The 25758-nt window shown below is 51.6% G+C and carries 19 protein-coding genes and 2 pseudogenes; 8 read left to right on the top strand and 13 right to left on the bottom strand.

Annotated elements, in window-relative coordinates; all coding sequences use genetic code 11:
- Window positions 1–29: 29 nt before the first annotated feature.
- A complete protein-coding gene (gene acnB, locus INT19_RS09810; protein WP_193060611.1) occupies window positions 30–2633 on the bottom strand; it encodes a bifunctional aconitate hydratase 2/2-methylisocitrate dehydratase in 2604 nt (867 codons plus the stop codon).
- A 521-nt stretch (window positions 2634–3154) separates the two neighbouring features.
- On the opposite strand from acnB, the gene miaE reads away from it, so the two are divergent.
- Together miaE and INT19_RS09800 are read left to right on the top strand one after the other, a co-directional pair.
- Window positions 3155–3811, top strand: coding sequence for a tRNA-(ms[2]io[6]A)-hydroxylase (gene miaE / locus INT19_RS09805; protein ID WP_038483807.1), 657 nt, complete (start codon window positions 3155–3157; stop codon window positions 3809–3811).
- A 30-nt stretch (window positions 3812–3841) separates the two neighbouring features.
- Window positions 3842–7747, top strand: coding sequence for an AAA family ATPase (locus INT19_RS09800; protein ID WP_193060610.1), 3906 nt, complete (start codon window positions 3842–3844; stop codon window positions 7745–7747).
- Between the two features lie 8 nt (window positions 7748–7755).
- Here the strand turns inward: INT19_RS09800 and INT19_RS09795 are convergent, their stop codons facing one another.
- From INT19_RS09795 to queC, 4 genes and pseudogenes are all read right to left on the bottom strand, one after another.
- On the bottom strand, window positions 7756–8037 hold the full coding sequence (locus tag INT19_RS09795) for a YkgJ family cysteine cluster protein (RefSeq protein ID WP_193060609.1): 282 nt from the start codon (window positions 8035–8037) through the stop codon (window positions 7756–7758).
- A pseudogene (locus INT19_RS09790) lies at window positions 8034–8863 on the bottom strand (6-pyruvoyl trahydropterin synthase family protein). The gene INT19_RS09795 and the pseudogene INT19_RS09790 overlap by 4 nt, the downstream one beginning before the upstream one ends.
- Complete coding sequence (queE, locus tag INT19_RS09785) at window positions 8863–9507, bottom strand: 7-carboxy-7-deazaguanine synthase (RefSeq protein ID WP_193060608.1); 645 nt, start codon at window positions 9505–9507, stop codon at window positions 8863–8865. Before queE ends, INT19_RS09790 begins: the two are co-directional and overlap by 1 nt.
- Window positions 9507–10217 carry a 7-cyano-7-deazaguanine synthase QueC gene (gene queC, locus INT19_RS09780; protein ID WP_193060607.1) on the bottom strand — a complete coding sequence of 237 codons (711 nt, stop codon included), beginning with the start codon at window positions 10215–10217 and terminating at the stop codon, window positions 9507–9509. The genes queE and queC overlap by 1 nt, the downstream gene beginning before the upstream one ends.
- Window positions 10218–10420: 203 nt before the next feature.
- Between queC and INT19_RS09775 the strand changes: the two genes are divergently transcribed.
- On the top strand, window positions 10421–10837 hold the full coding sequence (locus tag INT19_RS09775) for an SRPBCC family protein (RefSeq protein WP_125747528.1): 417 nt from the start codon (window positions 10421–10423) through the stop codon (window positions 10835–10837).
- Window positions 10838–10890: 53 nt separating this feature from the next.
- Here the strand turns inward: INT19_RS09775 and INT19_RS09770 are convergent, their stop codons facing one another.
- From INT19_RS09770 to INT19_RS09735, 8 genes are all read right to left on the bottom strand, one after another.
- Entirely contained in the window at window positions 10891–11130 is a 240-nt protein-coding gene (locus INT19_RS09770; RefSeq protein WP_193060606.1) for a DUF2789 domain-containing protein, read from the bottom strand.
- A gap of 88 nt (window positions 11131–11218) precedes the next feature.
- On the bottom strand, window positions 11219–12289 hold the full coding sequence (locus INT19_RS09765) for an asparaginase (protein WP_193060605.1): 1071 nt from the start codon (window positions 12287–12289) through the stop codon (window positions 11219–11221).
- 181 nt (window positions 12290–12470) lie between these two features.
- Window positions 12471–13670, bottom strand: coding sequence for an MFS transporter (locus tag INT19_RS09760; protein WP_193060604.1), 1200 nt, complete (start codon window positions 13668–13670; stop codon window positions 12471–12473).
- Between the two features lie 8 nt (window positions 13671–13678).
- Window positions 13679–14182, bottom strand: coding sequence for a hypothetical protein (locus INT19_RS09755; RefSeq protein WP_038483828.1), 504 nt, complete (start codon window positions 14180–14182; stop codon window positions 13679–13681).
- Between the two features lie 77 nt (window positions 14183–14259).
- Window positions 14260–15516 (bottom strand): DEAD/DEAH box helicase, encoded by a 1257-nt coding sequence (locus tag INT19_RS09750; protein ID WP_089038216.1) that lies wholly within the window; start codon window positions 15514–15516, stop codon window positions 14260–14262.
- 272 nt (window positions 15517–15788) lie between these two features.
- Window positions 15789–16382, bottom strand: a complete 594-nt coding sequence (locus INT19_RS09745) for a PqiC family protein (protein ID WP_193060603.1) — start codon at window positions 16380–16382, stop codon at window positions 15789–15791.
- 13 nt (window positions 16383–16395) lie between these two features.
- Entirely contained in the window at window positions 16396–18078 is a 1683-nt protein-coding gene (gene pqiB, locus INT19_RS09740) for an intermembrane transport protein PqiB (RefSeq protein WP_193060602.1), read from the bottom strand.
- Window positions 18071–19417: a PqiA/YebS family transporter subunit gene (locus INT19_RS09735; protein WP_443602021.1), complete on the bottom strand. Its 1347-nt coding sequence runs from the start codon at window positions 19415–19417 to the stop codon at window positions 18071–18073. The genes pqiB and INT19_RS09735 overlap by 8 nt, the downstream gene beginning before the upstream one ends.
- A 200-nt stretch (window positions 19418–19617) precedes the next feature.
- Here INT19_RS09735 and INT19_RS09730 point away from each other — a divergent pair, with 200 nt between their 5' ends.
- From INT19_RS09730 to INT19_RS09710, 5 genes and pseudogenes are all read left to right on the top strand, one after another.
- On the top strand, window positions 19618–20592 hold the full coding sequence (locus INT19_RS09730) for a calcium/sodium antiporter (RefSeq protein WP_089038219.1): 975 nt from the start codon (window positions 19618–19620) through the stop codon (window positions 20590–20592).
- Window positions 20593–20807: 215 nt separating this feature from the next.
- A pseudogene (locus INT19_RS09725) lies at window positions 20808–21011 on the top strand (cytochrome ubiquinol oxidase subunit I); the annotation flags it as partial.
- 49 nt (window positions 21012–21060) lie between these two features.
- Window positions 21061–22740 (top strand): thiol reductant ABC exporter subunit CydD, encoded by a 1680-nt coding sequence (gene cydD, locus INT19_RS09720; protein ID WP_193060600.1) that lies wholly within the window; start codon window positions 21061–21063, stop codon window positions 22738–22740.
- Complete coding sequence (gene cydC / locus INT19_RS09715) at window positions 22737–24464, top strand: thiol reductant ABC exporter subunit CydC (protein ID WP_193060599.1); 1728 nt, start codon at window positions 22737–22739, stop codon at window positions 24462–24464. Before cydD ends, cydC begins: the two co-directional genes overlap by 4 nt.
- A gap of 15 nt (window positions 24465–24479) precedes the next feature.
- The gene (locus tag INT19_RS09710; RefSeq protein ID WP_193060598.1) at window positions 24480–25472 is read left to right on the top strand and encodes an adenosine deaminase; all 993 of its coding nucleotides are present in this window, start codon (window positions 24480–24482) and stop codon (window positions 25470–25472) included.
- The last annotated feature ends 286 nt before the right edge of the window (window positions 25473–25758 follow it).

Here is a 25758-nt window from a genome sequence, read left to right as displayed (position 1 = left end):
GCGATAAGTTCTCGGTACTGCTAAGAGCATTAAGCTTCTTGGGCAACCGGAATCACGTTCGAGGCGATTTTTTGATACTCCTCGATTTCGTGGAAGTTCATGTAACGATATATTTCTCCAGCGAGTGCGTCAAATTCACTCATGTAGCGCTGGTACTCTTCTACGGTTGGAAGGCGGCCTTCCACGGCAGCGACGGCTGCGAGTTCCGCTGAGGCGAGGTATACATTGGCACCATCACCTAAGCGGTTCGGGAAGTTGCGTGTAGACGTAGACACAACAGTGCTTTTCGCTGCAACGCGTGCCTGGTTACCCATACACAGTGAACATCCCGGCATTTCCATACGGGCGCCAGCACGGCCATAAATGCCGTAATAGCCTTCTTCGGTAAGCTGGTGCTGATCCATTTTGGTCGGCGGCGCCAGCCAAAGGCGCGTTTTCAGGCTGCCCGCAGGCTGTTTTTCAAGTAGTTTACCGGCTGCACGGAAGTGACCAATGTTGGTCATGCACGAACCGATAAATACTTCATCAATTTTTTCGCCAGCAACGTCTGATAGCAGACGAGCATCATCAGGATCATTAGGCGCACAAAGAACGGGTTCTTTAATTTCGCTCAAATCAATTTCGATGACTTCGGCGTAGTCAGCATCTTTGTCAGCACGCATCAAGCTTGGGTTCTCAAGCCATGCTTCCATACCTTCGATACGACGGCTGATAGTGCGTTCATCACCGTAGCCATTCGCAATCATCCACTTCAGTAGTGTGATGTTGGATTTAAGGTACTCGGTGACGCTTTCTTCAGACAGGGTGATTGTACAACCTGCTGCACTGCGCTCTGCTGAAGCGTCGGAAAGCTCGAAAGCTTGCTCGACGGTCAGGTCTTCAAGACCTTCAATTTCCAATACACGGCCAGAGAAAGCGTTCTTCTTGCCGGATTTCTCAACGGTTAGCAGTCCCTGCTTGATGGCGTAGAGGGGAATGGCGTGAACCAGGTCGCGCAGTGTCACGCCCGGCTGGCGCTCACCTTTAAAGCGCACCAGTACGGATTCCGGCATGTCCAGCGGCATAACGCCAGTCGCAGCAGCAAACGCTACCAGGCCAGAACCTGCTGGGAACGAAATGCCCAGCGGGAAACGGGTGTGAGAGTCACCGCCGGTACCCACTGTGTCGGGCAGCAGCATACGGTTCAGCCAGCTGTGGATGATGCCGTCGCCGGGGCGAAGAGAGACGCCGCCACGGTTCATGATGAAGTCAGGCAGTGTGTGGTGAGTATCCACATCGACAGGCTTTGGATAGGCCGCAGTGTGACAGAATGACTGCATGACCAAGTCGGCCTGGAAGCCAAGACACGCTAAGTCTTTCAGCTCGTCACGGGTCATCGGCCCGGTTGTGTCCTGAGAGCCAACGGTGGTCATCTTCGGCTCGCAGTACATGCCGGGGCGTACGCCGTCCATGCCGCAAGCTTTGCCAACCATTTTTTGAGCAAGGGTGAAGCCCTTGCCAGTATCAACCGGCTGGTCTGGCAGGCGGAAAACATCAGAAGGCTCAAGGCCTAGCGATTCACGCGCTTTACCGGTTAAACCGCGACCGATAATCAGCGGAATGCGTCCACCTGCGCGCACTTCGTCAAGAATCAGTTGGGTTTTAAGTTCGAAGGTTGTCAGTACTTCGTCGGTACCGTGCTTGCACACTTTACCTTCGTATGGATAGACATCAATGATGTCGCCCATTTCCAGTTTGGCAACATCCATTTCAACCGGCAGTGCACCAGAATCTTCCATAGTATTGAAGAAGATCGGGGCGATCTTGGCACCAAAACAGAAGCCGCCAGCGCGCTTGTTGGGCACGTAAGGAATGTCGTCGCCGAAGAACCAGAGTACAGAGTTAGTGGCGGACTTGCGTGAAGAGCCAGTACCAACGACGTCGCCCACATAGGCAACGGGGAAGCCTTTCGCTTTAACTTCTTCAATTTGTTTCAGCGGGCCAGTCGTGCCTTGCACTTCGGGTTCAATACCTTCGCGCTCGTTTTTGAGCATGGCATTGGCATGCAGCGGGATGTCTGGGCGCGACCATGCGTCAGGCGCAGGAGAGAGGTCGTCAGTATTGGTTTCGCCAGGAACCTTAAAGACGGTTAAGGTGATTTTCTCTTCCAGTGCAGGCTTGGAGAGGAACCACTCTGCAGCAGCCCAAGACTGAATAACGTCTTTAGCAACCGCATTGCCATTTTTGGCGCGCTCTTCAACGTCATGGAACGCATCAAACATGAGAAGGGTATGCTTGAGCTGTTCGCCAGCTTCACGAGCAAGTTCTTCATTGTCTAATAGTTCGACCATGGAGACGATGTTATAACCGCCTTGCATGGTGCCGAGAAGTTTGACGGCATGGATCTTATCGATCAGCGGAGAGGTGGCTTCACCTTTAGCAATCGCGGTTAAGAAACCTGCTTTTACATAAGCAGCTTCATCAACGCCTGGGGGGACTCGGTTGGTGATTAGGTCAAGAATAAACTCTTCTTCACCTGCCGGTGGATTTTTAAGTAGCTCAATTAAGGCAGCGACTTGTTCGGCGTTCAGGGGCTTGGGCGGTACGCCCTCTGCAGCGCGTTCCTCGACATGTTGGCGGTAAGCTTCAAGCACGTTGGGGCCCTCTCATCTTCTTAATGGTGACGAGCGCATACCCACACGGTATTGAGTATGTGCCCGGACACGTGACATACGCTTGACAAACAGCGTCTGGTGGATGAGGTGGATTCTACGGGAAACTGTCGACAATGTTAAGGCGGCAAGCTCCTGAGGGCCTTGTACTTTATGTTGAGGAGATGGTGTAGGGTTTCTTAATAGCGCGTTTTTTTCTTAATTAATCCAGCGGGTGGAAGTTTTTTACCGAACAGGCGTAATTGAGGGTGAGGGCGCGTGTGATTATTGTGATGCCGCGTTACCATACTGTTTGATTATTTCGTCGTATTATTATCACTACGACAGCTGAATCGCGGGTATTGTGGTGTGGAGCTTCAATATAAGCGTAATTTTATATTAGATATGTGCTATATAAAAAGTGCTGTTACGGCTCTTTCAACAGCGAGCGTAATGGCAGGGAACAAACGCCCAGGGCGTTTATATGTTGTACAATAGTGAGATAAGCGCTTGGTAATGGTGTTATGTCGATACAATTAAATATGTTGCAACCTGTAGGTCATGCGCTTCAAGCGGATGATTTACTGCCAGAATGTCTCCATCAGTTTCTTGCGTGCTCAACGCCTGATGCATGGCTGCAATGGGCGTTGGATAACCCAGAGATACTTCTTATTGACCATGCTCAGTGTGAGAAAAAAGCCGCTTCAACGGCAATGAGCTTGCTCTATCGTTACGTTGATCAGCCGTTACTATTAAGCAAGATGTCGCAACTGGCTCGAGAAGAACTCCTGCATTTCGAGCAGGTAGTTGGCTTAATGGAGAAGCGAGGCGTGGCGTACCGTCATCTTACTGCGTCACGCTATGCCGAAGGCTTGCGCAAGCATGTGCGTAGCAATGACCCTGAGCGTTTAATTGATGTGTTAATTATAGGTGCGCTCATTGAAGCACGTAGCTGCGAGCGCTTTGCGCGCTTAATTCCTTATTTAGATGAAGAGCTTGCCAAGTTCTATCGCACGTTAGTGAAGTCAGAAGGTCGTCACTTTGAAGACTATTTGCTGCTTGCAAGACAGCAAACATCGGCATCAATAGATGACAGAATCGCCTTTTTTGTGGCGCGTGAAGCGGAGTTGATTACTTCGCCAGATACGGCTTTTCGTTTTCATAGCGGTGTGCCTGCTTAAGCCACCGCTAGTCTAGGTAGGATATGTATCATGCGCGATGCTCGTGAGACAGACCAACTGACCCTGTTTGGCCATTTCTCTTTAGCACAAGGAGAAGATGTGCTGACGCACTTCAGTTATGACAAGGTAAAAGCGCTGCTCGTTTATTTGTTGCTGCACCGACAGCCGGTCAACCGAGCTTCCCTCGCAGAGTTGCTTTGGCCAGACCAGGGGCTGTCATCGGGCAGAACCAACCTACGTCATGCGCTTCACTGTCTGCGTCAGTCGATGGGGGACAATGCCGAGCAAGTGTTGAACGTATCTCGCCAGACCATCGCTTTTCAGTTGCCTGCCCACTGGCGGGTTGACTTGCACGAATTACAGCAATTGTTGGAAGGCCCTCGAGATTTGGCGAACCTCGAAGAGGTGATGTCGTGTTATCAGGGGGATTTGATAGAAGAACTCCAGCTTGCCAACTGCAGCGAATTTCAACGCTGGTTAGTTCAAGTACGAAACGAGTGGCGTCAGCGTGTTATCCGTTTCGCTGAGCAGGTGTTAGATGCCCACTCCGATGTCCCTGACAATCTATTGGAAGGTTTAGTCAGTCGCTTTTCTGGCTACGGTCCATTTCATGAACGTCTGGTACGTCAGTTGGCCGAGAAAAATCAGATGGCGGCTGCCCATGAACAGTACAACAGCTATCTACAGTTGTTGGCGCTTTCTGGACAGCAGCCCGAACCGAGCTTTCTACAGTTAGCTAATTATTGGTCAGATGGTCACCATGATCCGCGTGTACTGAGCCCGCAAGGCGCTTTTTCGCGCGTGTTGGCAGCGGATAGTAAGCCTCTTCGCGAAGATGAAATTGAGCTGCGCCAGTTATCTGTGATGGCTATCCGGCTTAAGTTACAAGGTGATTGGCAAGATCGCGCGGCTACCCGGAACTGTTTGGCGCTTCAATTAGAGCTACTGCGCTGGTTAGAGCAGCAGTGTCATCACTTAGGTGGCTTCTGGTTGCCGGGCGCAACAGGTGGGCTTGGCTTGGCCTGCTTTGGTACCCATGGTCCGGCTCATCAGTTGGCAGAGCTGGTTGCGCTTTATGAGCACTGCCGTCTGGCGTTGCCTTTAGAGTCCCAGCGTCACTGGATCGGTGACGGTGATCCTCCAAAATTTGAGCTCGCCGCAGGTCTTAATAGCGGAAGAGTGGTTTATCTACCTGAACGTCAGCTAGCTGACCCGCTTGGCCAAGTAACCCAAGTATCACTGGAGTTAATGAGTGCCGCAGAGGGTAGCGAGTTGGTGATCTCTCAAGAAGCCAGCCAGCACATGCCGCCTGCACTTGATTTGCAACCGCGGTTGGTATCTCGTTTAGTGGCGAGCGATGGCCGCGTCCGCTTGAGAGCGTTAGTGCTGGGAGTGAATGAGGGCGGTAGGGATGCGCTACCTCCCAGTTTAGTGGGTCGAGAAACATCACTACGCACGTTAAGAGATGCGTTGGCGAGGGCAGGCATTGGTTTGCGCCAGAGTGTGCTAGTACGTGGTGCATCCGGGATGGGTAAATCTGCGCTAATGGTGGGTTTTCGCCAGTTAGAACTGAGTCGTGATGCTGCCATTTGTTGGCAGCCAACGACGCGGCTATCGGTGCTAGAGCCCTACGGTGTCGCACGTACTCTGCTCGCTTGGTATGTTGAAGCAACGCCAACTTGTGAAGCTGTTCGTCAATTGCAAGAAACGCTCTCCTTAGAGCCTCTGGAGGATGAACGTCAGCAACTGCTTGAAGAAGCGCTCGGTGTGCGTGATGTTCAAGAAGTGGCCCAGTTAACTCAGAATGGTGAGGCTATTGAGCTAGTTGTAAAGCTGTTACACCGCTTAATCGATCATCTGGCCAGTTCACGGACATTGGTACTAATGATTGATGATCTGCAATGGCTTGATGAACCTTCATTCAAGGTGTTGGCAGGGCTACAAGCTCGGTTGCCGATCAATACAGCCTTCATGCTGGTCGCCAGTCACCATGGCCGAGAGCCACTGCCGGTCAAATTGCACTGGGATCAGCAAATTACCCTTGGAAGGCTGGATGCGCAACAGTCGTCTCGCTTGCTTTCTCAGTTATCCCGCCGGTATCGCATTCATTTAAGCCCACGGCTACGCAATCAAATCATTGAGCGTTGCGATGGGGTGCCGCTGTATATGCAAGAGATTTGTCGGCGTTTAGATATGGATCGCCGTGAAGGTCGTAGTGTGCAGTTTGATGAGCTGCCCAAAGGGTTGTTAGGACTGCTGGCTAGCCGAATTGACCAGTTGGAGGGTGATCGGGAAATTGCCCACGTAGCGGCGGTATTAGGCAAGCGTTTCCGTCTTGATTTTCTGCAAGAGTGCAGTGGTTGGGAAAAGCCGCGGCTGTGCCAAGCAATTGAGCACATGCGTCAACTGGAAATTATCGAGCCAGTGGATAAAGACGGGGGCGAGCCAGAGCATCAGTTTAGCCACCAACTGCTGCAAGAAGCCGCTTATCTTTCGTGCCCTAGGGATGTGCGGGTTAAGCTTCATCAGCAGGTAGTCACGCTGATTGAAGAGCGCTTCCCTGTATGGATTAGCCGCCACCCTGGTGATTTTGCAACCCACCTACGCCGCAGCGGCCACTACGCCAGGGGCGCTCGTTACTTTGAACTGGCCGCGCGGGAAGCCCTCAAGGTGAGCGCTAACCGTACGGCACTGCGCATGGCAGACTTCGGACTTGCTAGCCTGCGTCATGTCGATCATGAAGTTGAGCGCGAAGTGAGCCTGCTGACCGTGCGTGGCCAAGCGGCCTTCGCCTTAGAGGGGCATGGTTCGCCCACTGCGCATGAGAGCTTCGTGCGTGCGAGGGAGTTGCTCCGCCAGTCGGGTGGCGCCGCCACGGAAGATCCAGAAGACCTTGAGCAAATATTTTTGGTTAAGTGGGGCTTATGGGTTGGTCGAAGTCAGCGCTATGCCCACGCCGATGCATTTGCACTCGCCTCGACGCTGGCAGACATTGCTGGGCGTTTAGAGGATCCGCGCTACCAAAGGCTGGCAGATTATGCGCGGGCGCATTGCGAATACTGGGCTGGACGCATTCAGCAAGCGCATGACCACCTGGACGAAATTGACCCGCTCAATGCGCAAATGATGATTGAATGGCTGCCATTCTCTGATCACCCGCAAGTAACCGCGGCTTCTTTCCAAGGCTGGGCGCTCTGCTTGCGTGGTGACTACCAGCGCGCAGAGCGGCATATCTCTTCCGCGATCCGATTAGCTGAAAAAATTGGCCATCCAGGTACGCTTGCCATGGCGTTGATGTTTTCCGCTGCGCTTTATCGGCAGCTTGGCCATGTACATCTAGCAGCACGACACGCTGAGCGTGCTGCTGCAATGACGGGTACGCCCGATTTGCAACTGTGGCAGATTTCTGCCCAGGGGATTCTTGGCTGGCAGCGAGCGCTGGCGGGTGACCAGGGGGGCTTAGTGCAGGTGCGGGACAGCCTGGACCAGATGGCAGAGCTGAATGGGCGTGATCGCTATCAGCGTCCGGTCCTATGGTACTCAGATGCATGTATTGAGCTTGGCGAGTTAAAAGCGGCTGAAGATTATCTGGATCAGTGTCTGGTCATTGCCAAAGAGCGCACAACGCTCTTTTTACCTGAGTTGGCAACGCAGTTAGCTAAAGTGCGTGATTTGCTCGGGCACCCTGCTAATGAAGTGAAAGCGCTGGCTGAAATGGCCATTAATCAGGCCCGTGAGCATGGCAATCGCCATCAGGAGCTTGCGGCGCTCGAGCTTTGGCTGACGCGTATTGCACCAAACGACTTGCAGGCCAAAGAAGCATTTAGGCGCTTATTGAGTGAAGTGAGCCATAGTGATGCGCCAGTGCTTGTTCGCTGGGTTAGTCTGCTTGATAGACGGTTGCCCCACGCGGTAAGTGTTGAAAACGAAACCTGAACGGGTGACTAACGGGTTGATGTTTCCAGCCAGTTAAGTGTGGCGAGCGCCTCTTCTCGGTGCTCGCCACACACATCAGCATCATAGTCGAACCGCGCACACACAGCGGGACGGCTAGGATCGCCAAATAACCTGCATAGATTGTCATCACTTAACTGTACGCATCGAACGCCCGCCGGTTTGCCATTTGGCATGCCGGGTATATAAGAGGTGATCGACGGTGCAATACAGCAAGCACCGCAGCCAGCTCGGCAGGCGGCGGTGTCTGTTGCGAAAACGTGACTACTCATGGCGAGGCTTCTGCCGTCGCGCCTTTATCAATCCCCTCAAAGGCTTGAACCAGTGTTTTATGGCCGCTGTGATCTGCAATACTCTTGGCAAGCCATAACGCAATATTCTCGACGGTTGTCGGCTTGGGCAGTACACAGCAGCGTTCTTGAGGCAGCGTGATCGAAAATGTGCCTTGTGCCGACTGATAACGGCAAGTCAGCTTTTCATCAACCTGGCTTTCAATATCGGCCTGTTCAAGCAGGTATCGATTATCCAGCCATGCTGCCCAGCGCTGCTCAAGCGCTGGCTGACGTGCCTGCTGCTGCCAGATAAACAGGCGCGAGCGGTGGCCATGGGCAATCCGCTGACAGTTGCCGAGATGCCGTTTCAGTCCGCATAGGCAGCGCCGTCTATAGGCTCGTCACTCAGCGTTAGCGTGACACTGTGGACATTAGCTGGCCGTTGCTCTTGCTTCGTCAGCTGTGAGCTTAAATAGTGGGTGACACGCTCAACAGTGATGGTATCCCAGGGGAGCAAGGTAAATGCTTGGGCTGGCCCGCGAACTTCCATTTCGTAAGGAGTCGCTGTTCTAATGCAGATACCTTCAGCGCAGTCAGTAACCTTAATGCCGGGCGCGTTGACAGGTACGAGCAGCGTATGGTCTAGGCCACTATCGAGTGTGCGTTTGATCCAAGGCTTAACTTCCCCGAAGTCAAAAAGCATACCATCTTCGCCTAGCTCCCCATCCAGTTGAGCATCTACTTGCCAGCTACAGCCTACCAACCCTTTTGTAGGGCACCACAGTGAAACATCAATATGGCTGAGACGATTTACAAATAACGCCATTACTCAAATCCTGCAATCTTGTGCGTTTGAAGCGATAGCCGCCACTGGGGGTTAGCCATGCAATACTCGGTGGTTGCCTGAACCGTCGCGTGATTTCTCTGCGCTATGCCGTGGTCCATCGGCTGCAAAAAAAAGTGGTTGAAGTCCAAATTGGCGAATTGAGTGGGTGGCGCTGCAGATTGTGGGAAAACCAGCTTTAACTCATCGCCACGGGTGACCACCAATGAGTTTGTGCCCTTCGGGCTAACACATAGCCAGTCAATTCCTGGCGGTGGTATGACCGTTCCATTCGTTTCAACAGCCACTTCAAATCCATCGCTGTGTAGTAGTGCGATCAGCGGGGTATCAAGCTGGAGTAATGGCTCGCCGCCAGTGAATACCACGTAGGGCGTTGCTCTCCCCGCATGAACTGGCCAAAGGGCTTTAATGTGATCAGCGAGTTCACGTGGAGTGTTAAAGCGCCCACCGTTAATGCCATCCGTACCGATAAAATCGGTGTCGCAAAAGGAGCATTTTGCGCTGGCGCGATCGATTTCACGCCCAGACCACAAATTGCAGCCGCTAAAGCGGCAAAATACGCTGGCACGGCCTGCCTGTGCACCTTCGCCCTGCAAGGTATAAAAGGCTTCTTTGACGTGATACATCAGCTGGTAACCTGTGCAGGGGTAGATTCATACGCCAGTGGGTCTGAAGTATTGTTGGCTGCGAACGCCGCCAGCCGTTCACGGCAACTGCCACACTTGCCGCAAGCCAGTGGGCGCCCTTCATAGCAGGTCCAGGTATCACGGTAGTTCAGGCCCATTGCTAAGCCATCGCGCAAGATATCGGCTTTGCTCGATGCTAGATAAGGTGCATGCAGCGTTATCGGTTCAAAATTAGCGATGCCAGCGACCTGGTTCATTGCGTGAACAAATTCAGGGCGGCAGTCAGGGTAGAGAATATGATCACCGCCGTGGGCGCCGTAATCGACACGCCCCGCACCGATATTAACTGCCTTAGCAATGGCTAACGAAAGCAGAATCATATTGCGGTTAGGGACAACGGTGGTAGGGAGGTTATCAGCGGCGTAGTCACCTTCAGGCATTGATATATCTGGGTTGGTCAGCGCTGAGTTATCAATTAAACCGTGAATAGCACGTATATCAACGACTTGATGGGGAATATCGTGCTGCTTACAAACGGCTTTCGCTATGTCCAGTTCTTTGGCGTGGCGTTGGCCATAATCAAAGGAGAGCGCATGAACCTCGAGCCCTTCTTTAATTGCGCGGTGAAGAACGGTATAGGAGTCCATGCCGCCGGAATAAATCACAACGGTAGATGACGCGTCTGCGCCAGAGGTAGGGGGTAACGACATAATAATTACTCATTGGCCGGAGAATTTATTGAGTGCTTTAGCGTCGCGCTAAATGAGATTCCGGGGTCCGGTCCGGAAGGACGGCAGTTTACGCAATGCGGGCTTGCCTGGCCAGTGGTAGCGGCAATTGGTACCATTTTCTGTTCGGTATGCGCATGGGCCAACATGCTAAGCTAATCCTTCTAGTCGTAAGGGATGAATCCATGGCCACCATAGAACATAGCGAAATTATTAATGCTCAGCCTGAAAGAGTGTTTGAACTGCTGAGCCGAGTTGAAGATTTTGCTGACTATTCTGATCTCATTAGATCAATTGATACCTTAGGCGATAACCGTTATCGCTGGCATGTCCACGCGGTGGGTATGGATTGGTCATTTGATGTGGCAGTAACCGAGATCAAGCCACCTTATGTGCTGGCATGGGAATCATTGGAAGGCGTTAAAAACCAAGGTCGTTATCAATTGCGTGAAGTGCCGGAGGGGACAGAGGTATCGCTTACGCTGAGTTATGAGATCCGTAACCGATTGATGGAAAAAGCGGTGAATCGTGCTGCAAAGCCATTAGTAGGAAAAGTGAGCAGGCAAATTCTTGAGCGCGTTGAAGCTCGCCTCAACAGTTGATGGCTATATTGGCGCCGTTAGTGAGCGGCGCGCAAAGAGGTGTTCAGCAGCAATCAAGCTCGTTTGTGCATCGAGGCATCAAGGTGGTCGACAACTTCGGCCCAGTCGGCATCATCTTCCACGGCCTCACGAAGAAAATCAGCTTGGCCTTCGTTCCAGCAGGGTGCCTCCGCGAGCGGCATTTCTTTGGGAAGGGGGGAGTGGCGCTGAATAAAGTGCTCTATGGACTCTGCATCCGAGCGTAGCCCGAGTTGTTCAAATAGCTCGCTAAAATAGTGTACAGGCCGTTCCATACGCTGCTTTCCTTTTGGTTGTTAGCGTATGTTTAAACATAGCGTGTATAAGTGACTACGCCAGTGCGAATTGATCGACGTGCGGTGTTTAGCGCTCGCCGACAAGTGGCGTTAAAAATCGCTGGCGTCGAATGTCCATGGAAAGGGGTTGAGCCAATAGGTGAACGAGTTTGGTGAAAGCGGCTTCCGGTGTCATGTTATCTCCAGACAGTAGGCCCGCTTCTGCTAGACCGTGGCCCGCTGCGTACTCGCCCATATGAATGCTGCCCTGGGGGCACTGGCTAACCGCGGCCAGCAGTTTTCCTTCGCCACTGGCGTTAGCAATGACATCAATGATTGCAGGGTCGTTGGGTATATTACCTGCTCCCCAAAGCTGCAGTAGAGCCCCCTTAACGCGCGAATCACCGAGCAGAGCTTCCAATTGCCAAGGCGATATACCTGGCCACAATGCTAGTCTGATAACGGCGCCATCGGAGACGGCTTGATAGTCTGCAAGCTCAAAGCGGGGCGCGCCGCGTTGTTGAAACCCTAAACCTCTACTTGGGTAATAAATGAAGTCATCGCCAACGCGTTCACCGATACAGGGGTAGCTTGGTGAGATAAATGCATCTAAGGATTCCGTGTGTTGTTTAATCGCTCGTGCCCCCCTCAGAAGGCGATTTGAAAAATAGATCGCCACCTCTTGTAACTCAACGTTTGCAGCAAACCTTAATGCTCCGTAAAGGTTGCCGATTGCATCGCTATCAATCATTTCAAGAGGATGCATAGAGCCTGTTAACACAACCGGGCGGTCAATCCCCTGTAGCTGATAGGCAAGACTCGACGCGGTCCAGCTTAGGGTATCCGTGCCGTGGATAACGACAAATCCACGGTAGTTGGCTAAGTGGGCTGCAATATCGTTGGCAATCTGTTGCCAAGTCAGCGGCGTCGCTGCACTTGAGTCGATCAATGACGCATAACTAAGCACGTCATAAGCGGGAAGGGCATGTTGGTGCAGTATAGGAAGCTGGCTTAGTGCGTCTGCCATGCGATCTTGAAAGTTCCCCCCTGGGGCTAGTCCCTTTACATTTGGCTGCATGCCAATGGTGCCGCCAGTATAGATGACCAGCACACGTTCTTGAGTGGGGGCGGCGTTTGCCAGGGGAGAAGTGATGCTCATAGCCGTTTCCTGAATTGGGCGAATCTAAAAGGGTCTTTCTCAATCGTAGCGTCTAAGTACGTGTGTCTAAGTACGTGTGTCTAAGTGCTTGTGTCTAAGTACCTGTGCCTAAGTGTCCGTGCCTCTGTATGCTATTGAAACAGGCTCTGCAAACTGAGGCAGGTATTGCCTTGCACGACGGCTAACCGCGATGTACTAACAACTCACCGCTATGATCGTCTAATTGGCGGTTACGCCCAGCCAATAAGGCAAATCCGCAACAAATAACAATTAGCAGAATAAGCAGCCATGCTATGTGGGCTAACTCTGCTCCGGCTTGCAGCATCAGACCAACCCCAAAAGGGCCTAGCGCTGCCAACGTATAGCCGCCACCCTGTACTAAGCCAGAAAGCTGCCCCGCGAGACGCGAGTTAGCCGTTCGTAACACCAACAGGCTGAGTGCTAAGCTGAAGCTGCCGCCTTGACCAATACCAAGAAGTACCGCGCCGGGCCACTTCCAGGCTAGTGGCGCAATAAGCAACATCCAAAGCCCTAGTGCAGTGCTAAAAAGAACTAGTAGTAAGGCAGGGCGTTGATCGTGGGTTAAGCGGGCTAGCCAAGGTGCGCCCAGTGCTGAAACTAACTGACACATGATTGAGATGGCCATTGTCCAGCCGGCCGCAGCTTCATCATAGCCTCTGTAGACTAATAAGGTGGGCAGCCAACCAAACACAATGTAAGCCATGGAAGACTGAATGCCCATGAACAGCATGACATGCCACGTAAGTGGCTTACGCATTAATTGGGCGAGCGAAGAAGAGCTTCTTGGCTTGAGTGGGGTGTGTTGGGCCGTTGGCATGTTGATCACCCATAGTGCCAGGGCTACTAATGCTAACAGTGACCAGCTCATTAGACTCAACTGCCAGCTGCCTAGCCATTGCATCAGCGGAACACTAAGACCAGCGCCTAAAGCACCGCCGAAACATAACGCCATGGTGTATAAACCAGTCAGAAGATCGGCGCTGTGGGGAAGCTCGCGTTTAACAAGCGCTGGTAGAAGGGTGCCGCTAAGGCCGATCGCGCTGCCTGCCATTGCTGAGCCAATAAAAAGCGCGCCAGGCACTGGCATGCCTCTTAAGATTAAACCGCAAGTTAATAAAAGCAGTGCACTACTCAGGGCCCGTTCGCTGCCCAACTGTTTAGCCAATAGGGGAGCAAGTGGGGCTGACAAGCCTAAAAAAAGCACGGGCAACGTGGTTAAAATGCCCGCTGATGCAGGACTTAACCCCGCAGTTTCTTGCAGTCGGGAAAGCAGCGGCGCAACTGATGACATAGCAGGGCGTAAATTAAGCCCTACTACGAACATCAGAACAATAAAGGTGTATGTGCGACGAGAAGCCATGCTGACATTTACTTGAGGTGGGGGCGTAAGTCGCCGCGTACCGCATCAAGCAGGGTAATGAAATGATAATCTTGCTGCGTGTCTAAGCAGTCTACGCGCACCTCGGTACGCATCCCCTTATCAATATTCAGCTTGTCGTAGATTTCGAGGGTTAATTTACGTGCAGGTTTATCCCCAGGTGTAATAATGCCGTCTTCCAGCGTAAAGGTTTCCAGTAACGTTACCCGTACTCGCGTGCTGCTCTCTTCGCTAAGTACCCGTCGTACAAATAACCATCCTTCACAGGGTAGCGATTCGTTATCATTACGTTCACGTAAGAAAAGTGTGCGATAACAAGCGCCCTCTGTAGAGGCTTTTTCAGCCATGCTGCGATACGCCTGCAGCACTTGTCCAGCCGATGCCCGGGCATCTTCTAGCCGCTGTGAAATACCTTGGTGCTCACGGCTTAGTTGCTCCTGGCGTTGAAAGGTAAGCCACTGGCGGTAATCGTTAATAAGTTGAGACGACGCCATAATCACTCCATGAATAAGTTAAGCTGTGCCAGCGGAATACGCGAAGCGACAACCTTCGCATATTCCTAAGCTAAGGGCTAGCGACGGGCGCGACGACGACGTTCACCGCCTGTATTAGCTGCTTGCCCTTCCGGTTTACGTTTGGCGCGGGGCTGCTTCTGACCACGGCGGCCATTTTCAATCGGCTCGGGCTTGGCGTTTGGATCAGGTTCAAAACCGGGTTCGATACGTTTAGGCAGGTTTTGCTTGATAAGACGCTCAATCCCACTCAGCAAGCCGTGTTCGTCGACACATACGAGCGAAACTGCTTCGCCATCGCTGCCCGCTCGGCCGGTGCGTCCAATACGGTGAACATAATCCTCTGCCACATTGGGTAAGTCGAAATTAACGACATGGGGAAGTTCGTTGATATCTAGCCCGCGAGCGGCAATGTCAGTGGCGACAAGTACCTGCAAATCACCGCTTTTGAAAGCACCTAGTGCACGTGTTCTAGCCCCTTGGCTCTTATTGCCATGGATGGCCATGGCGGGTATGTCTTGCTTAGAGAGCTGCTCTGCTAAGCGGTTCGCGCCATGTTTGGTGCGTGTGAAAACGAGTACCTGAAACCAACCATGCTGCTGAATTAAATGGGCCAGCAGCTCGCGTTTTTTATCACGATCTACTCGGTAAATGGTTTGCTCAATTTTTTCAGCGGTCGTGTTGCGAGGTGCGACTTCTATTAACGCTGGGTTGTTGAGCAGCTGTTGCGCCAATAACTGTATGTCGTTGGAGAATGTTGCAGAGAACAGCAGGTTTTGACGCTGTTTCGGTACTAAGCGCAATAGACGCTTGATATCATGGATGAATCCCATGTCGAGCATGCGATCAGCTTCGTCGAGCACCAGGATTTCTACGGCCGATAGATCCACGTGGCCCTGCTGATGCAAGTCTAGTAGCCGACCTGGCGTGGCGACCAACACATCAAGCCCCGCTTTGAGTGCATCCACTTGTGGCTGTTGGCCAACACCGCCGAAAATAATATGCGAGCGTAAAGAGAGGTGCTTGCCGTAAGCGGTTACGCTTTCGCCTACCTGGGCAGCAAGCTCGCGCGTAGGCGTGAGCACTAACGCGCGTACTTGGCGTTTGCCGGGGCGCTTGCCATTCGCTAACCGCTGTAACATGGGCAACGTAAAGCCAGCGGTTTTGCCTGTGCCAGTTTGTGCACTGGCGAGCATGTCGCGACCTTCAAGTACAACGGGTATAGCTTTTTGTTGAATAGGGGTAGGCTGCGTATAGCCCTGCGCGGTAACCGCCCGTAGTAAATCGTCGTGCAGACCAAGTTCAGAAAAGCTCATGCGTTCTCCGCAATCGCTTAGTAAGTGACGCCGCTTGGCGTCGTCGTTACTGAGCGTAATGTTCAAAAAGCGAGGATGGTACACCTTCGCGGCAGCGAAGTTTGCCAGATAAAGCACGCTGCCGCGATGGTCATTTTTTTGCCGATCAAGACGGTGAAATAGACATTGGCTTGAATCGGGGGTGACGTGGTGATGCTGAAAGATGACTCCTTTAGTATATCATGGATACTTCATTTCAGCGTTTAACCTAGAGGCTGGATGCCTTACTGATGTCACATCTGAAAATAATTTCCTTCGCGGATCTCGTTGGCGATTTGCAGGGCCACCTTATCCCAGCTTTCGCCAAGTGAGCGAACGAGAGCAGGGTAGCCGTCCTGCTGGAGCTCGGTCTCTGCAGAAAAACTTTTTAGCGCAAGTAGGTTGTTATCTGCGCCGCGTAACTGCCATTGGCCACTGGTGACCGCTCGCCCGTCGTGCCGCCCCTGAAATTGATCAACTTCAAGTAGTAATGTGAGCGCTTCAGGTGCATTGCCATCCGCATGAACGACCTGAATGGACGTGAGTTCTTGGGATAGTTGAGCACGTAATGCACGTTCTAATTGGCGTCCAATACTTTCAGCCCATTGGTGTTCGCGGGCTTCAATTAGGGTGATGTCATCAAGCTGCATGACGATGCCGTCCACATCCAGATAATGTGCTAAACGTGGTGCTCGCACTTGCAGTGTGCCGATCGGCTGGTTTGGCGAACTCACTGCATTTTCGCTTGGTAGCATGTAGCGAGAGGGTGGTGTGACACTGCTAGCGCAAGCACTTAGCTGTATGCAAAGGCCAAGTAGTGATAAATAGCGGATTGCCTTATAGCGCATAGTAAGCTCCTTCTTAGCGTGGTGCGCGAGGCACGGGATCTTGAGTATCCAGGTTGTCGAATAAGAGCGCTCTTGGGTTTTCATTTAATGTGCGAGTAAGTGGTTGTAAGTCGCGCATTAAGCGATCCAGCCGTTGAATAGCCGTTGTTAAATCCTGATAGGCTGGAGATGACGGTGATACACCTTGCAAGGTGTTACGCAGCTCCTCAAGAGTCGCATTTACGTTTCCGCCCACTGCCTGAGTATCGGGATCATTCAGCAACTGGTTGATGGAGGTGCTTACTTGGCGTATCTCGTTGAGCACACTTTCAGATGCTTGTAAGTTTCGGTCTAAACCTGCAAGTAATGGCTCAACTTCAAGCGCGTTTAATTTCTCAAGCAGGCTGGTTATCTGCGCTTGGATCTGTGCAAAGCCGCCAGCAACAGTAGGGAATACTGTCCGCTCGGAGAACATTTCGGCGACATATTCATCAGCTAAATCGCGTTGAAAATTAAGATCAACGAAAAGTGCACCCGTTAATAGGCTGCCATTTTTGAGTGATGCACGTAGCCCTAAGCCAAAAAGGCGCTTAAAGCGTGAGTCCCACTGTTCTATGTCGATGTCGGCATTCTCAATGCCCAACCGCTGAGGCTCGATTCGAATCAGCACTGGGATGGCAAACTGAGAACGCGAGTCGGGCTGTGGAGCGGTAAAGTTCCAGGGTACCGACGCAACCGTACCGATTCTTACCCCGCGAAATTCGACGGGCGCACCTTTCGATAATCCGCGAACGGTATCATCAACCAATAGCACGTACTCTAAATACTGATTGAAGGTTCCTTCCCGGGCAGTATTTTCATCCGCATAGAGATTAAAGCGTGCATTGGGTTCTACGGGTTGCCCCATCGGCAAGTCTTCTGGCACGCCAAACGTAACGCCGCCTCCCAGTAATGCTTCAAGAGACTCCACGTTGACACGTACACCATCGGCATCTAGTTGGAAATCAACACCGCTTGATGTCCAAAATCGAGTGCTATCCGTTACTAACTGGCCGTAGGGTTCTTCAATAAATACTTGGTGGTGCATGGTGCGAGATTCCGCGTCAAACCGAGTATCTTCAACTCGTCCTACGGTATAGCCCTGGTAAGAAACAGGGTCTCCTATACGCAGTGAGTTACCCAGTTGACTGACTAAGCTGATTTGCAAACCAGCCTGCCCAGCTGGGGCAACTGGTGGTGTATCACTTACCGTAAACTCGCGCTCAGGTTCATCAGACTGACCTGCCTCTAGCTGAATATAGGCACCCGACAATACCGTGCCCAGCCCGCTAATGCCCTCGCGGCCGATGCGCGGCTTTACCACCCAGAATCGGCTATCTTCCCTTAGCATCGCTTCCGCTTCTGGTTGGATGCGGGCGGTCATAACGGCATGGGAAAGGTCATCAGATAAGCGAACGTTTTGGACTCTGCCTATTTCAACATTGCGGCTGCGAATAAGCGTGCTGCCCGCTTCAATACCTTCCGCGCTGTCCATTGTTAGTGTAACGAGCGTGCCTCGGCTGGCGTAGTTGTCGTAGGCAAGCCACAGTCCGATCACAACAGCAACGATTGGCACGATCCAAATCGGAGAGAGCCGTGTTTGCGGTGATGACTTCGCACGATGTAAATCGTTGTTGTCGTTGGTATCGGCTTTCTTTGGTGTTGAATCATTAGCCATCAACAGTTTCCTTGGTGGCCGTGTTACGGCGTGTAGAGCGAGGGGGCGGAGTGTCCCAAATTAAGCGCGGGTCAAACGTCATGGCTGCTAACATTGTGAGCACAACGACGGCAGCAAACGCGAGCGCCGCCGGCCCTGGTGTAATTGACATTAACGACCCTGCGCGAATCAGAGCTACTAATATTGAAACCACAAATACGTCAACCATTGACCATCGGCCTATAAATTCAGTCAGCCGATAAAGTCGAGTTCGGCTTTGTGCGTTGAGTTCGTTGCTGTGCTTAATGACCATACAGAGCCAAACCAGTGCGACCAGCTTACCAACGGGAACAATAACACTCGCCACAAAGATAACCACGGCCACGGGCCAGGAGCCCATTTGGATCAGCTGTACAACCCCACCGATGATCGTTGAGGGTGATGAGTGCCCTAAGCTAGTCGTGGTCATAATAGGGTATACATTAGCAGGGATATACATCACCGCTGCTGCAAAAAGCAGTGCCCAGGTGCGTTGCAAGCTGTGTGGTAATCGTGGGTGGAGCTTTTCTTGGCAGCGCAGACAGTGCCCCTTGGCATGCTCATTAAGCCGATTAATTAGGCCGCAAGTTGGGCAGCCGGTTACCCCTTGGCTTGCCGCTGTCGTTCCTGTGAGAGTGCCTTCTGGCGCGAGGGGTTCTTTCTCTAAAGAGAACCACATCCAATCTGAATCAATGGATTGTGTCGTTAACAGTAAAAGGATGGCAAACGCGCTGAACGCCCAGAAGGAGATGCCTATTTCAATGTGTGCCATGCCAGCTATTTTTATCAAGCTCACCAGCGCCCCAACGATGAAGACATCCGCCATCATCCATGGGGTAAGCCTCGCTAGTGAACGAGCGATGTCCCGACTAAACGGCATTGGATGGCCGCGAAGTAAACCAAACTGAAGCCAGATCACGCTAATTAGATAAATAGCGGGCAGCACAACAATGGTCATAATGACAGCGATAGCGACAACAGGCTGATGAAAAGCGATGAGCGTAGTGGCAGTCTGTGAAAGTTCTATACGATTACCAATGCCACTGATGCTAAAGCTAACAAACGGAAATGATACTGCTGCAAGTAGCGCTATCAAGGATGAAAGCGCAAGCGCCATGCTTCTCTGAGCAGGATAACGATGCCGCTTTACCAGCACATGTGAACAGCGTGGGCAAGATGCTTTCTCTCCAGAGCCGAGCGGAGGGAGTGCAGACACCCAGTCACACTCATGGCAGGCGCGTAAGCGTCTACGCTGGGCGCGTGCTTCAGGAGGGCGGCAGTCGACCTGTGGTGAGTTCACCCGCAAAGAAGGTCGTTTGATAAACTGAAAATGAGGCAACTGCTAATTCTCAATACGTTGAGGAATCCAAATTAGTACGGTGGGCAGATACTACTGTCAAATCGAGATTAATCTTCGCCCCGTAAAACAGCACTTGACCTAACCAACTAGTTAGACAAGGATGCCTCGGCAATGGTGCCTAATGATAGTGCCTAACATTACGTTATTAAGGAAATGAAATAATGTTGCTCCCTTTTTTGGCTGTAGTTTTGGGCTTGGTGCTTCTTGTATGGAGCGCTGAGAAATTTATCGATGGTGCTGCAGCTACCTCTAGGTGGTTAGGACTATCGCCTCTATTAATTGGCATGCTGGTTATTGGTTTTGGCACCTCTGCACCAGAAATGATGGTGTCAGTGTTGGCGGCCATGCAAGGAAATCCTGGTTTAGCGGTAGGTAACGCCTATGGTTCCAATATCGCTAATATTGGCCTTGTTTTAGGTTTTGTCGCGTTGATCGCTCCTTTAGCGGTGCATTCTGGTGTGATCCGTAAGGAGATGCCACTGTTGATAGGTGTCATGCTTTTGACGGGTTATATGCTTTATGACGGTTGGATTTCTCGCGGAGAAGCCGTCTTACTGCTAGGTGCGTTGGCGCTCTTTATTGGGGTTAGTATTGTTCGTTCACGAGGACAGCAAGATGATCCGCTAGTGGGTGAAGTAGCAGAAGCGCTGGATAGTAAGCCCATGTCTCGTGGCAAGGCGTTTATGTGGACGCTAGTTGGACTAGTCTTGTTGATCGCTAGTTCGCGCATACTGGTGTGGGGGGCGGTCGAAATAGCGGTAGCTTTTGGGGTTAGCGACTTAATTATTGGCTTAACCGTTGTAGCAATAGGAACATCCTTGCCAGAGCTTGCTTCTTCTATCAGCGCTTTGCGGCGCAAAGAGCATGATATGGTGCTAGGTAATGTCGTAGGTTCTAACCTGTTTAACAGTTTGGCTGTGGTAGGTCTTGCCGGCGTTATTACACCCATTGAAGTAGGGCGCGAAGTGCTAATTCGTGATTGGAGCGTCATGACCTTTATGACCCTCATGATGGTGTTCTTTGCTTTCTCTTGGCGGGGGCGCCCGCGGCGTATAAACCGTATCGAGGGTGGCGTACTGTTCTCTATGTTCATTGCTTACACTGGCTACATGGTTAGCATCGTAGTGATGTCCTAACTGCGTCAATGCGACACAGTTTTGAAGAAGCGCTAGTAGTGTATAACGTTTGTCACAGCATCAAATGACAACACATTCGAATCTCAGGCCTAGTTGCTGTGTCGCTGCATCGTGCCTAGAGCCCATGCTCATTGCTAAAGTGCAGCACCAGTAAGGCTTAACTAAGCTTGTGTGGCCCAGCAGTGGGATGCTTATCCAGGTCTTAGGAGAGTGTGATGGAGCTTGCCCTCTGCGTACTATCGCGAATTCAGTTCGCCTTTGTGGAGTATTTCCATGCAATTTTTCCAGTTTCTACTATCGGGCTGGTCTCCTATATAGCATTACTCCATGGGCTTTTCTTTAAAACCCAAAACCCAGCTTGGGACCGTCTTTCGCTATTTTGGACAAAAGTGTTTGCGGTTGTCTTTAGCTTGGATGTATCCATTGCTGGCAAGGCGCGACCATCAAATGAGGAGTGCCACTAACCTTATGGCTACCTCTCAATCAGGTCAGGTAATACCCTTAACTTCACGCTCATGGTTGAAATCTCTTGCTCGGCGTGAACACAAAAAGCTCACACTAGCCGCAATAGGTGGCGTGCTTGCAGGGGGGCTTACGGTTTTACTAGTGGTGGGGCTTGCATGGTGCATTGATCAGCTTGTCATTCATGGTCGCTCACCGGCATCACTGACAGTTGTTTTCTTGGGGTTGGTGGCAGTGGTGCTGTGTCGCTCACTACTTCAAGCAATGCAAGAAGCCAGTAGTGCAGAGGCAAGTCTTCGTATTCGCCAGCATGCGCGAGAGGAGTTGTTAAATAAGGTGGCGACGCTTGGCCCCGTTTGGCTTACTCGCCAACAGAGTGGGGCGATAGCGACTCAGGCGGTAGAGCATATTGACGCGTTAGACGGTTATTTCGCGCGTTTTTATCCTCAGATGAGGATTGTCGTCGCATTACCGTTACTTATCCTTTGCATTGTTGGATGGCTGGACTACCTTGTGGCCATCTTTTTGTTGCTTTCTGCGCCACTTATCCCGCTTTTTATGGCGTTGGTAGGTATGGGCGCTGAGCGTTTGAATCGTGATCAATTTATGGCCGTGTCGCGTTTGTCGGCCCACTTTGTAGATCGAGTCAGAGGGATGACGACGCTCCAGCTGTTTGGCCATACCAAGTCAGCACAAAAAGATGTTTGGTATGCCACCGATGACTATCGACGACTAAGTATGCGCACGCTGCGTCTAGCGTTCCTGTCATCCGCGGTGCTTGAGTTTTTTGCATCCGTGGCGATTGCGGTTGTGGCCATGTATGTCGGTTTTGGTCTACTTGGTTATATCGACTATGGGCCATCCTCCGCTCTAACCCTCTTCACTGGGCTAGCCGTTTTATTGCTGGCACCCGAGTTTTTTCAGCCTCTACGAACGCTATCCCAGCACTATCATGACCGTGCAGCAGCATTAGGGGCGGCTGAAAGTATCGTGGCAATACTTAATGAGCCAGATCTGGTTCCTTCAGCCACGTCAGTGCCTCATTCAGAGAATACAGTTATTGAGTTTTGCGGGGTTGGTGTTGGATATGAGGGGCGTGCCACGGTCTTGTCCAACCTGAACGCTACCATCCGACGTGGTGACGTGGTTGCTATCACTGGTGAATCAGGTAGTGGTAAATCATCCATCCTAGCCTTAATGGCTGGTTTTATGATGCCTAGCAGCGGTGAGTGCCGCTATCGTCACAGTGGTCAGGTTGCTTGGCTGGATCAAACGCCTTGCATTATTCAGGGAACTCTTGCCGATAACCTGCGCTTAGCGGCCCCTGAAGCTGATCAGGTGTCAATGGTACGAGCACTGCAACGGGCAGGGCTGGGTGAGTTGTTATCCCAGCTACCAAATGGTCTGGAAAGCCTGGTAGGCGAGCGTGGTGTCGGACTGTCTGGTGGCCAAGCACAGCGTCTTACGCTGGCGCGTGTCTACCTTAGCGAGGCGCAACTGGTTTTATTAGACGAACCGACGGCAAGCCTAGACGCTATCACTGAGAAGGTTGTCATTCAGGCACTGCTAGATTGGGCAAAGGAAGGCCGTACGCTAGTTATTGCAACGCACCACCCTGCGCTGGTAGCCGTTGCTAATCGTCATTTTACCTGTGAAGCCGGTCAGCTTATTGAGGCGACGGTATGAAGCAGTTTTATCGCGATATGAAACCATGGCTGCTCATAATGCTGCGTCGTCGTCAGCGTTTCTTTATGGGGGCATTGTTAGCGTTGGTGACGCTCCTGGCAGGTCTTGCACTGTTAGGGCTTTCGGGTTGGTTTATTGCCGCGTGTGCGTTGGCTGGCATCGCGTTGGCAGCTGGATTGCCCGTTACTTTGGATATTTATGTTCCCGGTGGCGGTATTCGTTTTTTTGCACTGCTGCGAACGGTGGCACGTTACGCGGAGCGTCTTTATAACCACAATACCGTACTGACATTATTAGCTGATTTGCGCTACCGCGTATTTGGCGATTTAACCAGGTTGGATGAGGCAACCCTTAAGCGCCGCCGCGCGAGTGAATGGCTAAGTCGCTTAACGTCGGATATTGATACGCTTGACAACCTGTATCTGCGCTTGCTTATCCCTCCGTTAGTTGGGCTGTTAAGCATCCTGGTGGTATCTGGCTTTATCGCTATTTGGGTGCCAGTGTTGGGTGGTTTGATAGCCGCTGTGTTGAGCGTGCTATGGCTTGTAGTGACGCTTGGCTATGCGTGGTTGGGGTTTGGTAATAGCCACCAGCAAGTTAGCGACCAAGAAGAGTTACGCCGTCTAGTGCTTGATCAAGTACAAGCGTCGGCTGAGCTAATGAGTTACCAAACTAATCCTTGGTACCGTACGCGGATTAATCAGCACGAAGACCAAGCGCTAAGTAATCAGCGTCAGCTTGCTTATAAGTCGGCCATTGGCAACGCGCTAGTATTAGCGGTGACCGGCGTATTGTTGGTGGGCGTATTATGGCTGGGCAGCTTCATTGTAGAGGCCGGCCACGTGGCGGGGCCTATCATTGTTATGGCGGTTATCGCCGTGCTGGGTATAAATGAAGTATTCACTACGCTGCCTAACGCCTTTCTAAAAGTCGGTGCTAGCTATGGCGCTGCTCGACGATTAAATGCACTGAGCAGCATAATGACTGAGGCGCCGTCGTTGGCCTTGCCTAATGCTTCTCGTGGGCATTCAGTGGCGTTTTATAATGTTTCGTTTCGCTATCCCGATACAGTCTATTCGGTGCTGTCTGAGACTACATTTACCTTGCCTGCCGGGAAGCGAACAGTGGTGACGGGTATCTCTGGGGCAGGCAAGTCAACGTTGGCTAACCTTGTTATGGGTAGAATATCGCCTTCAGAGGGGCAGGTTTACGTTGCCAGCTGTGCGCCTTCTAACGTTACTGTGGAAAGCCGTGCCAAGCATTTTGCTTTGCTCACGCAGCAGGTTGATCTTTTTGATGGATCGTTAGCGGCGAATCTGCGTATCGCGAACCCTGAGGCAAGCGATGATCAACTGTGGGAAGCTCTCTCTCAAGTCGCCCTAAAAGATTGGGTAAAGCAGCAACCCAATCAGCTTATGACTCAAGTCGGCGAAATGGGGCAGCAGCTCTCAGGTGGGCAAGCGCGAAGAGTGGCATTGGCTCGTGTTTTTTTGCGGGATCCAGCAGTCGTGCTTTTAGACGAACCCTTTGCCGGTGTGGATGCCTTCACCGCTATGCATATTGCTAAATCTCTTGACCATTGGCTCACTGGTCGAACAGCGATCTATTTTATTCACCAAGTAGAATGCCCGTCGTTGCTGCCTGGCGTTAACTACCACTGGCGACTTGCTGGGGGGAAGTTAAATACGGATACTCTTGATAATGTTGGAAATAATTTATCCTAATGACAGGAGTTTCGTATGCATGAATTTCTTCTTCAACTCCCTAAGGTAGAGCTTCATTTGCATATCGAAGGCTCACTAGAGCCTGAGTTAATGTTTGAACTTGCCAAGCGAAATGGTATTGAGCTTCCTTACGCTACGGCTAAAGAGGCAAAAGCGGCTTACGAGTTCGATGACCTACAAGGGTTCCTAAATCTTTATTACCAAGGCATGAATGTGCTGCGCACAGAGCAGGATTTTTATGACTTGGCGATGGATTATTTTCAGCGTGCTCGTGGTGAAGGGGTGGTGCACATTGATATGCATTTTGACCCTCAGGCCCATCTCCAGCGTGGCATTCCTCTTGAGGTTGTGATGGCGGGATTGCTTCGTGCGAAAGAAGAGGCAGAGGCTACGCTTGATCTGTCTGTTGGTATGATTATGGCTTTTTTGCGTGATCGTCCGGCTGAAGAAGCGCTCAGCGTGCTCGAAAACGCTGCTCCATACTGGAAGTTTTTAGATGCGATTGGTTTAGACAGCGCAGAGCGTGATAATCCCCCGGTAAAATTCCAGGCACTGTTTGCGCGAGCTAAAGAACTTGGCTTGGTGCGTGTTGCCCATGCAGGAGAAGAAGGACCCGCCGAATATATTGCTGAAGCGATGGATCTCCTCGATGTTCAGCGAATTGACCATGGGGTTCGCTGCCTCGAAAGTGGCACGGTGGTTAAGCGACTCAGAGAGCGTCAAATCGTACTAACGGTTTGCCCGCTGTCTAATGTCAGTTTGAAAGTAGTTGATGATCTTCGAGATCACCCTCTTCCCCAGTTGTTGAAAGAAAACCTCAAGGTGACAATTAGCTCAGACGACCCGGCTTATTTTGGCGGTGGGTTGCTGACAAATCATGTTGCCTGTGCTGAAGCATTTGGCTGGGATGCGGAGGTGTTCCGTATGCTGAACCGTAATGCAATTGAAGAAGCTTTTGTTGATGAGCCACGTCGCCAAGAGCTTTTGCAACGTCTTGAGTTGGTATGAAAGAACCGCCGACCTCGTGTTGATGGTGGCTTATGTAAATCGCTTCCCATCTCACCGTCGGCCAGCATAGGGTTGGTTGCTACCCGTAATGACGTTCCTACTAGACAAACTATCTTCTTAAGTAGTCGCCTATCTTCTTTCTAGGTGGCTATCAAACAAGATAAAAAAGTGTTGACGAATAAATAGAAATGGGTAGAATACGCCCCACATCGAACGGCAACGCCCTTCGGTAGCTCTTTAATAATTTGATCAGGTAATTCATGTGGGCGCTTGCCGATGAGGGTGA

This window comes from Halomonas sp. 3A7M, from assembly GCF_014897875.1.
Lineage (GTDB): Bacteria > Pseudomonadota > Gammaproteobacteria > Pseudomonadales > Halomonadaceae > Vreelandella.
Note: the sequence above shows the minus strand (reverse complement) of the source record. Positions and strands in the feature narration are given on the sequence as shown.